Origin of the sequence: Niabella yanshanensis (genome assembly GCF_034424215.1) — a bacterium.
Classification (GTDB): Bacteria; Bacteroidota; Bacteroidia; order Chitinophagales; family Chitinophagaceae; genus Niabella; species Niabella yanshanensis.
Genome location: NZ_CP139960.1, coordinates 3,544,353 through 3,560,807, shown reverse-complemented (window position 1 = coordinate 3,560,807; position 16,455 = coordinate 3,544,353). Strand labels below are relative to the sequence as shown.

Genomic DNA, 16,455 nt, shown 5'->3' with positions numbered 1-16,455 from the left:
TATTTTCCATTCTACATTGCTTTATCTTTGCAGCCTATGCAGGATTTGTTACAAAAGATAGCCGCATATAAAAGCGAGATTGATGCTTTTACTGCTGCAGACGATAAACGGGTTGAAGAGTTTCGTATTAAGTGGCTGGGAACCAAGGGACTTGTAAAGGGAACCATGGGTGAGATGAAGCACGTGCCCAATGAACAAAAACGTGAGGCAGGACAGATCCTGAATGAATTTAAACAATTTGCCGAAGCAAAGTTCGAGGCTTTAAAAGAAGCCCATTCCGGGACCGAAAGCCTGTCGGATTCGATGGATCTGAGTCTTCCAGGTGATGAAACGCCATTGGGAAGCCGCCATCCGATCTCCCTGATGCGCAACCGGATCATCTCTATTTTCCAGAGATTAGGCTTTGCGGTTGCCGAAGGTCCGGAGGTTGAAGATGACTGGCACAACTTTACAGCTTTGAATATGCCGGAACATCACCCGGCCCGCGATATGCAGGATACCTTCTATGTGGATGCAGGTGAAAACAGCGCTGTAGATTGGTTATTGCGTACCCATACCAGTAACACACAAATACGCGAAATGGAGAAGGGAAAGTTACCGATCCGTGTGATTTGCCCGGGCCGCGTTTACCGTAATGAAACCATCAGTGCCAGGAGCCATTGCTTTTTCCACCAGGTTGAAGGATTATATATCGACGAGCATGTATCCTTTGCCGATTTAAAGCAAACGCTTTACTTCTTTGTGAAAGAAATGTACGGCCAGGATGTTCGGGTACGTTTCCGTCCATCTTATTTTCCTTTTACAGAGCCGAGCGCGGAAATGGATGTAAGCTGTTTTATTTGCGGTGGCACCGGTTGTAACATTTGCAAAAAAACGGGCTGGGTAGAAATCTTAGGCTGTGGTATGATACATCCCAATGTATTACAGAACTGCGGTATCAATCCTGAGAAATATACCGGCTTCGCATTTGGTATGGGCGTAGAACGTCCGGCCATGTTGAAATATGGCATTAATGATATCCGCCTGTTTAGCGAGAATGATGTTCGGTTTTTAAAGCAGTTTACAAGCGCCACTTAGCGCTGGTTTAGTTATTAAATAATACTAAGTGCACAATAGTGATATAAAAATTCCCATCCGTTCGGATGGGAATTTTCTTTTGAGGGCAGAATGGTTATTGATTTTGGATTAAGGCGCCCTGTGCACGATCTATTTGTTCCTGTGGCAGTGGCAAATAATTGTTTTTATCCGTATAAGTAATAGTACGTGAAGCGGCCACATATTTTTTTTCAAACTCCATAAATGGCTCCAACACCGACTTGGCAGTTCCCCAGCGTACCAGGTCGAAAAACCGGTGGCCTTCCAGCGCCAGTTCCAACCTTCTTTCGAACCGAACGGCATTACGGGCATAAGCCTGGTTGGGAAAAGAAGCATAGGGTTTTACATTATATTGTGCAGCAGCACTACCAGAGCCGGCCTTCACGGCGGGCAAGCTGGCTGCGCGCTGCCTTACCGCATTGACCATGGTCAGTGCCAACGGAAGCGCATTGGTTTCAACTGCGCATTCGGCAGCCATCAGGTATACATCAGAAAGGCGGATAATGTTTACATTCTGTGCGGTGATATTACTGGCACCGGGAGATACATTTCCATCCATATCTGCAACATTGATCATTTGTTTAACGCCCACAAAAGGACCGCTAAAAGCCTGGTCACGTATCCATGAACCCTGCAACACACCCCAGTCGCGATAATTTACATCCCGTCTGCCCACTGTATAGTCCAGGCGGGGATCGAAGGCAATGGCCGTATTTACTTTATAATTGTCTTTTGCAGCGCCTGTTAAGCCCTGGTCCGATACGTAGGGATTGTCGCGATAACTTCCATCCAGCAGCGGCAGACCACTGGCATTGACTTTGAAGGAATTAACCAGGTCTACCGTAGGCTGAAAAAATCCGCAACAGTTAATAGGCCCGCCATAAAGACCGCCTAACATATCACCCACATTTCCATTATCACCGCTACCATCAGGGTTTATAATGCTTTGGGATACCAGCACACCTTCAGGTCCGTTCTTTGTTTTGATATTAAAATTCGCATCAAAAGCAAGCGTACTTAGGGCCGGTTTATTGTTGATCACCTCCTGGAACAAGGGTAAGGCTTCTGCATATTTTTTTTGATAGAGATAAAGCTTTCCCAAATAAGCCTGTGCCGCGCGTTTGTCTACCCGGCCCACATCGCCCAATGGTTTGTCGGCAGGCAGGTTATCAATGGCAGCCTTAAAGTCGGCCTCTATCATGGGGAATACATCCTTATCATTTTTAACTTTGGCAGCCTCCTGGGTGCTCATGGTTTCATCTACATAAGGAATGTCCCGAAACACCCTGGCCAGGAAAAAGTAATAGTGTCCCCGTAACAACCTTGCTTCCCCTGTAATTTCCTTAGCCCGCTGATCGCTTAATTTTTCACCGCTTCCTTCCTGTACTGCTTTTAACAGGCTAAGTGTCAAATTGCAGCGGCCAATGCCTTCGTAGTAAACCCGCCACATGGTAGGTAAGTTATCATTCGAGGGATTAACACGATGCAGTTCGATATCGTTCATGGGAGATTGATCGAGCGAGTTGCTTCCTTTGTGTGCATTGTCAGAACCCACTTCTCCAAATAGCCATTGGCTGGGCGAGCTTGAATAGTTGCCCCAGGTTCCGCTGATATTTCCGTTCATGATACCATAGGCTCCTATCAATGCAGATTCTACTCCCTTGGCTCCTTTCAATTGTTCTTCCGAAAGAATGGCCTGTGGCTTCTGTTCCAAAAAGCCCTTTCCACAGGAGTAAACAATGAATAGCAGGCAGAGGACAATAATAGATTTATGTAAATTTTTCATCGTTGTATATTTTTAGGTCAAGGTTTAGAATGTAACATTTAAGCCTATCAGGAACTGACGCGACATGGGATACATTCCCATATCTACCCCCGGCGCCGCCCAGGTTCCGGGTGAGGACGTAACTTCAGGATCTAAACCAGTGTAGTTGGTAACCGTGAATAAATTAGTGCCACTTACATATAGCCTGCAGTTTTTAACCTTATCCTGCAGTGTACCTTTAAACTTAAAGTTGTAGCCTATCTGTAACAGTTTCAATTTGAGATAACTTCCATCCTGTACAAAATAACTATTGGAGAGCATCTCGATGGCGGGCCGGTCCCTGTAAGGAGCCGGTATATTACTATTGGTATTGGTGGGGCTCCAGGCATCCAGCATTCTGTCGCTTACCGACCCATCAAACAAACTCAGGTCTGTGTACAGCCTTGTCATATCAAACAGGTCGTTGCCCTGAGAGCCGTTGAAAAATAAGGCAACATCGAAATTATGATAGCGGGCATTCACGTTGAACCCATAAATAAAATCGGGGTGCGGATTTCCGATAAAAGTACGGTCATCATCATTAATCACTCCATCAGGTGTACCGTCGGGCCCCGATACATCAGCATACCTGAAACCGCCCAGATGCGCCCCTGGCTGTGTAGCTGCACCTGCAATTTCTTCTGCAGAGTTAAATAATCCTTCTACCTTATACCCGTAAAAGGCACCAAATGGAAGTCCAGCCTGTAGCACCGATGGCTGTACGGAACGGTTACTTAACAGGAAGGTTCTTTTTACGCCGTCGGCCAGCTTGGTTAACTCATTGATATTCCTCGAAAAATTTACTCCGAGATCTAATGAAAAAGGATTGGTTGGAGAAAGACTTGTATAGTTATAATTCAATGCTATTTCAAATCCCTTATTACTCATATTGCCGAGGTTCACAAACGGCGATTGTCCGCCTCCGATTGCCTGCGCCGGCAGGTCCAATACATATAACAGGTCCTTCGTCTTTTTATTATACACATCGAAGGATCCCCCTAACTTATTATTAAATAAAGTAAAATCTATCCCAAGATTTAAAGATTGGGCCTGTTCCCATTTTACATCTTTATTATCGTAATTGGCGATCCACACACCGCTGGATAAGCTGCCGTTAATGGGATAGAATGAATTGTTAAGAGAAGCCTGTAATCTTTTCAGATATTCAAAATCGCGAATGGACTGGTTACCCGTAACACCATAGCCCGCACGAAGTTTCAGATCATTGATCCAGGTAACTCTTTTGAAAAAGTCTTCATTGGAAAGACGCCATGCCACGCTGGCGGCAGGAAAATTTCCGTACTGGTTGGTGGAGCCAAACCTGGAAGAACCATCCCGGCGTAGTGTAGCAGAAATCAGGTATTTATCCATCAGGCTATAATCCACCCTACCCAATATAGAGTATAGCGAACTGGGTTGTATAATATCATTGGCTGCTACGGGCGAGGAGTTAGCCGTATTCATATAATAATAGTTCATATCGCCCATTAGGTAAAAACCATTAGCGGAACCTCTTAGTATCCGGCCATTTGCCTTGATGGCTTCAGTACCTGCCAGAATAGTGAGCTCATGATTTTCGTTGAACTGCTTTTTATAGGTCAATGTATTCGACCATGTCCAGTCGGTACCCCAACCCATATTTTCGCTAAAGGAGTGGTTATCATAACTACCTTCTGCACGTTCAGGATTAGGATAGGTTACGGAGACACCGTTCCATGTTTCATATCTGACACCGTAGGTCGTTCTTAAATGAAGGCCTTCCAGGATTTTAAGATCGGCAAAAGCGCTTCCAAAAAACTGGTTACTGGTGTTTAAATTATCTTTTCCGCGCACCAGCACTGCCAGGGGGTTTTCTGCATTTCCCAACAAATTACCCCGGCTACCTGCAAAGTTGCCCATGATATCATATACAGGAATAATGGTTTGAACACGGTAAGCCCAACCTATAGGGGAGCCTTCGCCCATATAACTGCCAGGTGTATTTACATTCGTTGCAAATCCAACGCCCTGGGTTCTTGAATACTGGATATTCTCACCTAACTGTAACCGGTCATTTAACAAAGTAAAATTGGTATTGGCTCTTATGGTATAACGCTTAAACCCCGTATGCTTTACAATACCCTCCTGGTTGAGGTAGCCACCGCTTACTGCATAGTTGGACTTTTCTGTACCGCCACTCACTGTGAGCTGGTAGTTCTGCATGGGTGCATTTTGAGTAATGGTTCTAAACCAGTCTGTACCCTGCTGGTTGGCTTTGGTTATCTGGTAAAAAGTACTCTGGCTGGTTGTGTATTTATAAAGCGACGGATCGACCATTGCAGCGGTGATCTTTTGCCCGTTAACAGCGCCTGCCAATAAATACTCTGGTAAGGTAGGTTGATTGGCGTTGGTTCCGTAATAATCGGTCTGAGTCGGATCCAGTCCTGCATTTCTGTAACCCGTAAACAAATAATCGGCGAATTGTTGTGGATTTAAATAAGTTGGGAATCTGCTACGGTTAGGATTTTGGCTGCCGTAGTAGATATCCAGGTTAACCTGCGGTTTACCCGACCTGCCTTTTTTGGTAGTAATGATCACCACACCGTTGTTTGCTCTTGATCCGTATATAGAGGCCGCTGACGCATCCTTCAACACCTGCATGCTTTCTATATCATTAGAACTCAACCAGCTTAGCTTACCCTGGTAAGGCATTCCATCTATGATAAACAAAGGATCATTATTGTTAATCGTACTAAAACCACGAATGCGAATTTGCGGTGTAGCGCCTGGTGATCCGTCATTTACAATTTGCACCCCGGCAGCTTTACCTTGTAATGCTTCTAACGGGCTTGCAGCAGGCTGTGCTTTCAACTCCTTCATATCTACCACTGCCACCGAACCGGTAAGATCCTTTTTACGTTGCGTTCCATATCCGATCACGATCACTTCATTTAAACTCGATACCGAAGTTTCCAGCGCTACGTTTATCTCTGTTTGTGTGCCAACAATTATCTCCTGTTGCTGGAAGCCAACAGCGCTCACCACCAATACAGCGCCATCACCCACAGTAATTCTATACTCCCCGTTATTGTTGGTAACAACACCATTGCTTGTTCCCTTTTCGGTAACTGACGCACCTGGTATCGGATCGCCCTTCGTATCGGCTACCCTACCTGTGATTTCAACCTGTCTTTTCTCCTCATCAATCGTGGAAACAATTGCTATAAGATTTCTATTGAGCTTTTTGTAGGCAAGGTTGTTCCCTTCCAGAAGCTTGTTTAACACTTCTGTTAAAGAAGCTTCCCTGGCTTTAAAATCCAGCTGGGCTTTTAAACCGCTTAACTCATAATTGTAAATAAACCGGTAACGCGTGCTCTTTTCTATAGCAGCAAGCACGGTTTTAACATCAGTGTTTTTTAGGTTAAGAGAAATACCCTGGCCCGAGGCATTGCCGGCCTGTACCTGAAAAGCAGTAAACAACACAATTGCAATAGCAAGCTTCATAACAAGCAAGGTTTTGAGCAGCGCCCCTGAAGGGAATAGAAAACCCTTCAGTACGTTTTTTTTCATACTTTTGATTTTAGAGTTAAACAATAGGAATTGCTCCGGTAAAGTGGCATTCCGTTTATCTTATCACCGGTGAATGTTGCAGCATTCTCCGGTTTTTTATTTAGCTATCGTTACAGTTTTATCTCTTACAGTAAATTTAAAATTGGCGATTTGTTGCAGGGCTTTTAAGGCTTCCCCAATCGTTTCATCTTCGAATGCTCCGCGCAAACGGTAATTGGCTACTTCTGTGCTCTCAAACTTTATTTGTACATCAAACCAGCGTTCCATCTTTATCGCCAGTTCTCTAAATGAATCTCCGTCAAACAATAACCGGTTGTGGACCCAGGCAGTTTCTACAATCGATGAGTCATTGCTTTCGTTTACCGCAATTTTTGACACCAGGTATTGAGGTTCTTTTTGTTGAACCATGGGCAGGTGATCAGGCGACTCCACAACTTTTCCGATTAACTTATTAAATACCAGCTTTTCATTGGGACTGAGTATAATTTTGGGTATACACTCCTTCTGCTTAGTTACACCTGTATGGAGCCATGGATCAGGGTTGCCTCAATTGTAGCCTCCTCTTTATACGACTTCACATTGAATGCGGTACCCAGTACCCGTATGTCAATATCCGAAGTATGCACAATAAAGGGCCGTTCCTTATTTTGGACAACATCGAAAAAAGCTTCTCCATCCAGATAAACCTCCCTTAACGCGCCATTAAACTTTTTATCAAAATTCAGCCTCGTATCGGCGTTCAGCCAAACTTTGGTACCATCGGGTAAAATGATCTTTGACCTTATTCCCCGGCTGGTTACAATATCGTTCTTCGCGCCATCGCCTTTTTGCAACTGTTGCTGGAACATGATCGCGGCTACAATTGCAAAGCCAATAAAGGCAGCCGCAGCGATCCATTTCAACCACAATGGCCGGTCTTTTTTCTCCGCCTTTTGTAAACCATACAGTGGAACAGCGGATGTTTCAGCTTTATTCAGTATCCGCTCAAAATGCGCATTATCCGAAATATTAAAAAAGTCCTGTCCAGGCATACTGTGCCAATACAGCTGAACCGACTCAATAACATAATGATCCTGAGGGTTGTCCCTGATCCATTCCCCGAGTTTCTTTAATTCCGCGGGCGTAGCCTCCCCTGATAATTTACGGGATAGTAGTATGGCCAGTTCTTCCTTCATATAGCTGTTCTATTATAATAGACAACCAAAAGGAAAGATGACCCTAAAGAATTTTTATTTTTTTTGAAACCTGGCGGGAAAACAATCAAAATAACTGCCGACAGCGTCTCCTATACGCTTTACCGCAATCACCATCTGGGCATCTATGGTCTTCTCCGAAACGCCCAGTACTTCTGCAGCTTCCTTATATTTTAAGCCATCTTCGCGAACCAGCTTAAAAATTATTTTACACCTGGGAGGAAGTCCTTCTACCGCTTTTTTAATTTTTGATAAAATTTCGGACGATATCAATCGCTGGTCAGGACGCTCTTCTTCCATAAGCTCAATATTAATAAAGTCGAACGCCTGCAAATGAGTTTCCCTGCTTTTATGAGATAAGAAATTGAGTGCCGTATTTTTAGTAGCCGTATATAGGTAGGTAGTTATATTGGTAATCCGGGTCAGCTGTTCTTTATGTTTCCATATCTTAATGAACACTTCGTCCATTATTTCAATTGACGCTTCTTTGTTCTTGGTAATGGAAAAAGCAAATGCCGTTAAACGGCCGGCATAGGCATTGAACATCTCCCTGAAAGCATCTTCATTACCAGCGGCAATCAGGTGCTTCCACTTCTCAGTAAAAACGTTATCGGGCAATCTATCTTCGTGCATCATGCAAGCAAGCGTCAAAACAAATATAAGTAATTCCATTCTACAAGCATACACTATGCCAGTTACTCATTTATTGCAAGACCCGAAGGCCAGGCGCCATGGCGTTACTTTTTTATAAACTTATCACCTACCAGGTGGAGCTCTATGCCATACTCCAGGTAAGCTTTCAAACCATCTAATACAGTGGTAAACCCACCGGTATTGTTCATCACTGCAGCAATCAATGCCTCACCGGAAAGATTAAAGCCGTAATTTTTTATTACCACATAAGTGGTGTCTTCCGTTAATGCATTGAATTCATAATCAACAGTAGTAGCGGGGTCTCCCCATTCTGTTGAAATGAATTGTCCAGGTATAATTTTTTTAGTTGTGACATTACTCGAAACCTGATACATCTCCCATTCCCAGGTTACGGTGGTCCCTTCCTGTAAGGGGCCGCTGGACTTGGTAAACCAGAATTTTGTTGTGATTAACGGATCAATAAAGGCATTAAAAACAATTTGCACCGGCTTGCGTACCAGCATTTGGGTTTCAATGATCACATTATTTGTCATAGTAGTTGATTAAAAAAATTGATCCTGATTAATTTATATTATGTAGGTAAGTTACCATCATTTATTTAACGCGGCAACTACATTAATATTACTTTTGCGGCATTTTAAAAGAAGTATTATGTCAATCAACACAAAACTAACAGAGCGAAGTGGCGGAACCTGCGAACTTTGCTCAGCCTTACCCGCAGTACATGAGTATACACTAAGTCCTAAGGATGATGCTTCAGCTGAACACCAGGCAGCCCTTTGCGACAGCTGCTTCGAGGCTATTAAAAATGAAGATAAAAGCGAGTACTGGAGATGCCTGGAAGGAAGTATCTGGAATACAGAACCGGTTGTACAGGCATTAAGCTACCGGCTGTTGTATACCTGCAGGGATAACGATTGGGCTAATGACGTTATACAGTCTGTTGAGTTGGAAGAACCTGTAATTCAATGGGCGCTTAGCGCATTTGAAGTAGCCGAGGTACATAAAGATGCATTTGGCAACACCCTTGAAAGTGGCGACACTGTAACACTTACCCAGGGTTTGAATGTAAAAGGAACCAGCTTTACTGCAGCTAAAGGAACGGTGGTGAAAAGAATAAGACTGGTACCGGATAATGTAGAGCAGATTGAAGGAAAGATCAACGATCAGACTATTGTTATTCTTACCAAATACGTAAAGAAAGGTTAGGACGATATATTATCCCAATAAACAGGCCGGGGTTTAAACCCTGGCCTATTTAATAGGGACGATTTATTTCACCCAGTTGACTTTTTGCATTTTAACATCCCTGGAGTTGCTACCCACCATTATTTCAAATTCACCCGGCTCCCAATCGTACTTCAGGTTGCTGTTATAGAATTTTAAATCTTCGGGCGTAATATTGAAGATGATAGTTTTAGATTCACCAGCTTTAACGGCTACCTTCTGAAACCCTTTCAGCTCCTTCATGGGCCTGGTTACACTACCCACCACATCCCTTATATACAGTTGCACTACTTCTTTTCCGTCATACTTACCGGAGTTTGTCAGCGTAATGCTGGCTTTTAAAGTTTGATTGCCTTTTAGAGATGCACTGCTCAACTTTACATCACTGTACGTAAAAGAGCTATAGCCTAAGCCATATCCAAAAGGGTACAGGGGATCGTTACTTACATCAATATAATTACTTCTGAATTTCTGAAACCACTTGCCCTCTGCTAACGGGCGACCGGTATTTTTATGAGCATAGTAGATAGGGATCTGTCCCAGGTTCTGCGGGAAGCTCATAGTTAATTTACCCGAGGGGTTTACATCGCCGAATAATACATCAGCAATAGCGGTACCCGCTTCACTTCCCCCAAACCAAACATTCAGGATGGCCGGTACATTTTTCTCTTCCCAGCTCAATGTTAACGGACGACCAGCAAATAATACTAATACCAAGGGCTTGCCGGTGGCCAGTAATTGTTTCAGGAGTTTTTGCTGTGTTTCAGGGATATCAATATTGGAACGGCTGCTGGCTTCCCCGCTAAACTCGGCTGATTCACCCATGGCCGCAACAATCACATCCGCTTGGGCTGCCATCTTCAGCGCTTCTTTAGCCAGCTCCTCCTCGCTGCGTTGATCCCGGTTTAAGCCCTTGCCAAACATGGTAGCCCGCTCTTCCAACACGGCGTCTGCGGTAAGATTACTTCCTTTTGCATAAAGCACTTCGGCACTATTTCCTAATACTTGTTTTAATCCGGCTAAAACGGATATAGACTTATCCTGTTTGGTAGCTACGCTCCATGTACCGGCCATATTATTGGCGGCATCGGCCAGTGGGCCTATCAAAGCAATCTTTCCTGCTTTTTTTAAAGGCAGTACATTGTCCTGGTTCTTCAATAACACAAAACTTTCTGCAGCGATCTGCCGGGCTATTTTCCGGTTAGCATCTGTAAAAATTTCATTTTTAGCACGAGTTTCATCGCAGTATTTGTAAGGATCTTTAAACAGTCCCAGTTTATACTTTGCTTCCAGCATGCGGCGACAAGCCAGGTCAATTTCTGCCGCTGTCACCTTTTTATCTGTTAAAGATTTTTTCAGCGTCTTTAAGAATCCTTCGCCCACCATATCCATATCCACACCTGCTTTTAAAGCAAGCGCTGATACTGCCTGCAGATCACCCATTCCATGATCCACCATTTCGTTGATACCTGTATAATCCGTTACTACAAAGCCTTTAAAGCCCCACTGCTTACGTAACACATCGGTCAACAACCATTTATTACCTGTGGCAGGAATACCATCTATTTCATTAAATGAAGCCATTACACTTCCGACTCCTGCGTCAACAGCAGCTTTGTAAGGGGGGAAATATTCATTGTACATCCGGATGCGGCTCATATCTACCGTATTATAATCCCGACCAGCTTCCCCTGCACCATATAAGGCATAGTGTTTTACACAAGCCAGTATATTACTATTTGACTTTAAATCGCCCTGGTAGCCTTTAACCATCGCCCTGGCAATTTGTGACCCTAAATAGGGGTCTTCGCCATTGCCTTCCGAAACCCGTCCCCAGCGCGGATCGCGGGACACATCCACCATAGGACTAAAGGTCCAGCCGATACCGTCGGCGCTGGCCTCCATGGCCGCAATGCGGGCCGATTGTTCTACAGCTTTCATGTCCCAGGTACAGGATAAGCCCAATGGAACGGGGAAAGTCGTTTCGTAACCGTGTATCACATCCATACCAAAAAGCATAGGGATTTTCATGCGGCTTTCCTCTACCGCTACTTTTTGAATGGCTTTGATCTTTTCTACGCCCTTGATATTGAAGAGTCCGCCCACCAGCCCTTTTTTTACATTTACCCCGATATCAGAATTGGTAGCCGTTCCCGTAGTGAATTCACCGGCGCTGGGTAAATTCAGCTGACCAATTTTTTCGTCCAGCGTCATCCTGCTCATCAGATTGCTGATATAGCTGTTCATAGCGGCATCACCCCCCTGGGCGCCAGCTATGCTTACCAAAACAAAAAGAAAAACAACTGACAATAACGCGTTCTTTACCATATAGCAAATTTTAATTTATAATTATAAGCTGATATATACATCAGTCTACCTTTATAACCTTACTTCTCTCACTCACCCCGTTTTCATTAACCGACTGGATACAGTAATAATAGGGCTTTTGAGAATCCATCGCCTTCATCCAGTATTCATTGTTATTATGTACCATGATGCTGGTATACAATTTATCAGGATGCGTACCATAAAAAATATTATAAGCAAATGCATTATCTACCGGGTTCCATTTTATAAAGGCGCTGCGTTTATCCTTTTCAGTTCTCAGTACAACAAAATCTCTTACTATACCGGGCGTTGAGCCATTTCCATTACCAAACACCCTGAAACCGCTTAGTGCAAATTTCCCGGTTGGCATGTGTATATTTTCCAGTTTAATAAAGCGCGCCTGTACCGGTTGGTTTAACTGTATATACTCATGCGGGATGTCCGTTTTATTAGCACTCTTATCAACTAACAGGGTCCACTTTTTTCCGTCCAATGAGTAATACAACTTATACTGATGATATTGATCGTTAAACTTGCCTAACCTGTCGTCAGCCACATCCTGGTCCGCATAATTGATCTGAACGGCGTGTACTGTAGAAATATTGCCCAAATCTGTTTGAAACCATTCACCCTTATCACCTGTTTTCGCGCTCCAGTAAGTTTTCATCAACTCATCTACGGCGTTATTGGGACCATAGCTTCCTAATGTTGAAGACGACTGTACCGGCTTGTTGTAGTTAAGCAGCATCCACCCCGTAAAATAAGGTGACAGTCCATTTTCTCCATAGCCATCCTTTATGGTTCCCGATGGAATATAATGTGGATAGTCGCCAAAAGTGGTATTGCACCACATCGTACCGTCGGCGTCAAAACCTGTAGGCCAGATACCCAGGCGGCGTTCAAATGTATTTTTTACCGAAAGTACGGTAGTGGATACATGCCAGAAGCGATTATAGTTATCTTTGAAAGTAGCGCCATGACCTGCACCACGTACATAGCCTCCCAGTTTTATACTTAAAGGATCGGACTGCGCTTCAAAAGGACCAAGCGGGCCCGTTCCTACCAATAAGCCGTCAGCATAACCGCTGAACTCGGTACCGGGCGCGCCATACTGCAAATAGTATTTCCCTTTATGTTTGGTCATATGGCTGCCTTCTATAAACGGATCTAAAAAAGTATTGTCCATATGTTCGCCAAAGCGCTGCCAGCCAAAACGCCAGGGCTCCAATAAATACATTTCTTTCCGGGCGCCTTGCGGCACCATCGTTTTTCTATCCAACTCTACTCCATACATAGGAAACTTATTGCTGCTGCCATTGTACATGTATAGCCCCTGATCCTCATCCGTGAAGAAAGAAGGGTCCCATCCGCCGATATCAAAAGAGTCAACCAGCGGCTTCCATTCGTTGGCCTTTGGATTGGTGCTCATCCAGATCGTAAAGTTGCGGGAATAGGTGGAACCAAACACAAGCATGGTATCTCCGATAATGCCTACAGCAGGCGCACACAACTCATCATATACACCTGCGTTCCATGGGCGCAGGAACTTTTTAGATATAAACTTCCAGTTCAACATATTGTTGCTCCACCAATAGCCCCACTGATTGGTGCTGAACAGATAATAATCCCCTTTATAATTAACAATCACCGGGTCAGCCGTTGCACGATGACGCCCCCAGGTACTGAAATTAGGAATGGGCGTATAGCCATAATCAATATTTATAGGATTACAATAAGTATCGGCTTTATTTGCATTTCCCATCTGCGCCCTAAGTGCTGAGCACAAAAAAGATGATAGCAGCAGCACTGTTAAACGGAGCCTGCACAATGGGCAGATGGACGTCGCAAATCTGCTGCTATATATTCTTAAAGCTGGTATCATAAAAAATTATTTTGTTAGCCAGGGACTTCTAAATCCCAAACGGGATAAGCCGCTCTTTATATCTGGATCGCTCATAAAAAGATTCCAAAGCAAACCGGTGCGATAATTTTCAATCATTAAAATAGTAATTCCCTGGTTAATGGCCAGGTAAGAATCGGCATGCCAGTTATGGGTTTGATTGAAGCTGTCCGTAAAGCCGTATTCCCCGAAAATTTTGCTGCTCAATTCTTCATAAAAATAACGTAAAGCTGCCATTGATTCTTTGGGCGTATAAGGCATACTGGCCAATGCCGCTGAGCAGCAGATTGTTCCATTATCTTTTAACGGCGATTGTTCATGGTATCGTTTCTTATAATCGCAGGCAGACAGACCCCAGCTTTCTTTCCCGTATCCTTTAAAACCGGATGGATTGTCAATGCAATACCTGTAGTTGATTTTTACATGTGCCAGGTTCTGTTTACCGTAATCGGCAAAGCGGTCTTTTAACCCACGGGGATCTAATCCTGCAAAACCAAAATGTGCAAAGAAGAGCGGACCGCCGAAATCTGGTCCTAAAGGAAGTTGCACATCATAAAAGGTTCGCCCATTTTTCATGGAATCATTTCGGGCCCAACCGCTGTCATATACATCTCTGGATATTGCGTGTTGCGGAGATGCTGCCGCCAGTATATAGGTAATCAGCGCTTCGTTATATCCTTCAATCTTCAGGTTCATTTTCCATTGATGCTCCGGGCTCCAATGCCAGTATAAAACATCGCGGCCTCTCGTAAACCATTGCCACTCTACCTGCTCCCACAGGCTAGTTATGGTTTCCCGTATCCATTTTTCATCTTTGTTTCTTTTGGTAAAATACTGGCGTGCGGTTAAAAGTCCCTGGAATAAAAAAGAGGTCTCAACCAGATCTGCTCCATTATCTTTTTTGCTAAAGGGAACCGTTTTGCCGGTGTTACCATCGATCCAGTGGGCAAAAGCGCCATGGTACCGGTCTGCCCCCGACAAAAAGGATAATATTTGCTTTATACGGATAACAGCTTCATTTCTGGTGATCCATTTTCGTTCCGTTGCCACAATAACTGCCATCACGCCAAACCCAGAACCACCCGTGGTGACTACGTTTTGAAATGTGTCGCGGTTACGCTCGCGCGCCATACCAGAGTTCGGCTCGGCAAAATCCCGGAAATACCGGAACGTGCGTTGCTGCACGAGCTCCAGCAAAGCCTCATCGCTCAATCGTTCCTGGTTACTTTTTTGAATTTTATTTTTACTGATGATACCCACTTGTAAAGCCCAGCTTTTTTAAACCATTTTTTATTTCAGGACAACTCATAAAAAGATTCCACAGCAAGCCTGTTCTGTAATTTTCTATCATTACAACAATCGGGCCCTGATCGATAGCCAGGTGTGATGTTGCATACCAGTTTTGTGTTTTATTGAAGGCGTCGGTAAAGCCATAAGGGCTCCATATTTTGTCTCCCAGATCTACATAAAAATGTCTTAATGCTTTCATCGACTGCGCCGGGGCATAGGGAAATGCCGAGAGCGCTGCCGTGGGAGTTATGGTTCCATGATCATTGGTAGGAGAATGAGCATCGTACCCGTTATAGGTATCGCTTGCCGTGAGTCCCCAGCAATTTTCTCCATATCCTTTAAAAGCTTTAGGATTGTCTACACAGTAGCTATAATTGATCAAAGAATGACTCTGGTTCTGCTCCCAGTAATCAGCATAACGGTCTTTTAAACCCCTGGGAGAAAGTCCGAGGAAGGAATAATGCGAAAAGAATAAGGGCCCGCCGTAATCAAAACCTAAGGGCAATGTATAATTATAGAATTTGCGTTTATTGATAAAGAAATCGCTTTGTGCCCACCCCCGGTGATATATAGAGGCCGGTACCTGGTATTTTTCGTTGGGAGTGGATGCCGCAAGCACATACATGATCAAACATTCATTAAAGCCGCGCACCGGGAAGTCCATTGCCCAGCCGTTATTGGGGCTCCAGTGCCAGTACAATACATTTTGGCCACCATTGGTAAACCAGTTCCATTCTATATCATTCCACAACCAGTTAATGCGATTGCGCAAATCACGCTCTACATCATTGGTACCGTTGAAATACTGCCTGGCCGTTAGTAAGCCCTGGAACAAAAAGGATGATTCAACTAAATCAGCCCCATCATCCTTCCTGCTAAAAGGAATGGTCCTGCCCGTTGCCCCATCCAGCCAGTGCGGGAACACGCCGTGGTAGGCATCTGCTTTGGAAAGAAACTTCACCATTTTCAACATAAAGCGGGCTGCGGTGTCTCTTTCGATCCATCCCCGATTGACACCCACGATCAGGGCCATAATGCCAAAACCTGTTCCCCCTGTAGTAGTTACTTCAGGCCCATAGTTAAAAGATACATTACTACGTTCACGCGCCAATCCGCTTACCGGGTGGGCAAAATCCCAGAAATAACGGATGGTTTGTTTTTGCACCAGGTCAATAAGCGCAGAATCAGAAATGTTTTTATCTACTTTAACCGTGTAAGGAATACCCGCGGGTTTAAGAGCAACTGGTTTTTGTGCAGTTGCTATTGTGGACGCCGCAGTTAAAAAAATAAAAATGGGTAAAAAGTACTTTCTGATTTTCATAATTACGTTTTGTCAATAAAAATATGAAGTACCTGACAAGTGATGCGTCCAAACCTTCTGCCCCGAATAAAACTTCTGAAGATAGGGTTGAATG

At 44.1% G+C, this 16,455-nt stretch carries 12 protein-coding genes; 2 read left to right on the top strand and 10 right to left on the bottom strand.

What is annotated here, in order from left to right; translation table 11 throughout:
• The first annotated feature begins 36 nt into the window (after positions 1-36).
• The gene (gene pheS, locus U0035_RS14825; RefSeq protein ID WP_211316486.1) at positions 37-1,077 is read left to right on the top strand and encodes a phenylalanine--tRNA ligase subunit alpha; all 1,041 of its coding nucleotides are present in this window, start codon (positions 37-39) and stop codon (positions 1,075-1,077) included.
• A 94-nt stretch (positions 1,078-1,171) separates the two neighbouring features.
• Here the strand turns inward: pheS and U0035_RS14820 are convergent, their stop codons facing one another.
• The 6 genes from U0035_RS14820 to U0035_RS14795 form a co-directional block, all read right to left on the bottom strand.
• The gene (locus U0035_RS14820) at positions 1,172-2,881 is read right to left on the bottom strand and encodes a RagB/SusD family nutrient uptake outer membrane protein (RefSeq protein WP_114791950.1); all 1,710 of its coding nucleotides are present in this window, start codon (positions 2,879-2,881) and stop codon (positions 1,172-1,174) included.
• Positions 2,882-2,905: 24 nt separating this feature from the next.
• Complete coding sequence (locus tag U0035_RS14815) at positions 2,906-6,448, bottom strand: SusC/RagA family TonB-linked outer membrane protein (RefSeq protein WP_245957771.1); 3,543 nt, start codon at positions 6,446-6,448, stop codon at positions 2,906-2,908.
• Between the two features lie 96 nt (positions 6,449-6,544).
• Complete coding sequence (locus tag U0035_RS14810; protein WP_162817943.1) at positions 6,545-6,880, bottom strand: FecR domain-containing protein; 336 nt, start codon at positions 6,878-6,880, stop codon at positions 6,545-6,547.
• 80 nt (positions 6,881-6,960) lie between these two features.
• The gene (locus tag U0035_RS14805) at positions 6,961-7,623 is read right to left on the bottom strand and encodes a FecR family protein (protein ID WP_114791952.1); all 663 of its coding nucleotides are present in this window, start codon (positions 7,621-7,623) and stop codon (positions 6,961-6,963) included.
• 54 nt (positions 7,624-7,677) lie between these two features.
• Complete coding sequence (locus U0035_RS14800; RefSeq protein WP_211316487.1) at positions 7,678-8,277, bottom strand: RNA polymerase sigma-70 factor; 600 nt, start codon at positions 8,275-8,277, stop codon at positions 7,678-7,680.
• 101 nt (positions 8,278-8,378) lie between these two features.
• On the bottom strand, positions 8,379-8,828 hold the full coding sequence (locus tag U0035_RS14795; protein ID WP_114791954.1) for an SRPBCC family protein: 450 nt from the start codon (positions 8,826-8,828) through the stop codon (positions 8,379-8,381).
• A gap of 118 nt (positions 8,829-8,946) precedes the next feature.
• Between U0035_RS14795 and U0035_RS14790 the strand changes: the two genes are divergently transcribed.
• On the top strand, positions 8,947-9,504 hold the full coding sequence (locus U0035_RS14790) for a PhnA domain-containing protein (RefSeq protein WP_114791955.1): 558 nt from the start codon (positions 8,947-8,949) through the stop codon (positions 9,502-9,504).
• Positions 9,505-9,567: 63 nt separating this feature from the next.
• On the opposite strand, the gene bglX is transcribed toward U0035_RS14790, so the two are convergent.
• From bglX to U0035_RS14770, 4 genes are all read right to left on the bottom strand, one after another.
• Complete coding sequence (bglX, locus tag U0035_RS14785) at positions 9,568-11,850, bottom strand: beta-glucosidase BglX (RefSeq protein WP_114791956.1); 2,283 nt, start codon at positions 11,848-11,850, stop codon at positions 9,568-9,570.
• A gap of 40 nt (positions 11,851-11,890) precedes the next feature.
• The gene (locus U0035_RS14780; protein ID WP_114791957.1) at positions 11,891-13,612 is read right to left on the bottom strand and encodes a family 43 glycosylhydrolase; all 1,722 of its coding nucleotides are present in this window, start codon (positions 13,610-13,612) and stop codon (positions 11,891-11,893) included.
• Positions 13,613-13,738: 126 nt separating this feature from the next.
• Complete coding sequence (locus U0035_RS14775; RefSeq protein ID WP_245957772.1) at positions 13,739-15,010, bottom strand: glucoamylase family protein; 1,272 nt, start codon at positions 15,008-15,010, stop codon at positions 13,739-13,741.
• Positions 14,994-16,361, bottom strand: a complete 1,368-nt coding sequence (locus U0035_RS14770; protein WP_114791958.1) for a glucoamylase family protein — start codon at positions 16,359-16,361, stop codon at positions 14,994-14,996. Before U0035_RS14770 ends, U0035_RS14775 begins: the two co-directional genes overlap by 17 nt.
• Positions 16,362-16,455 lie beyond the last annotated feature (94 nt).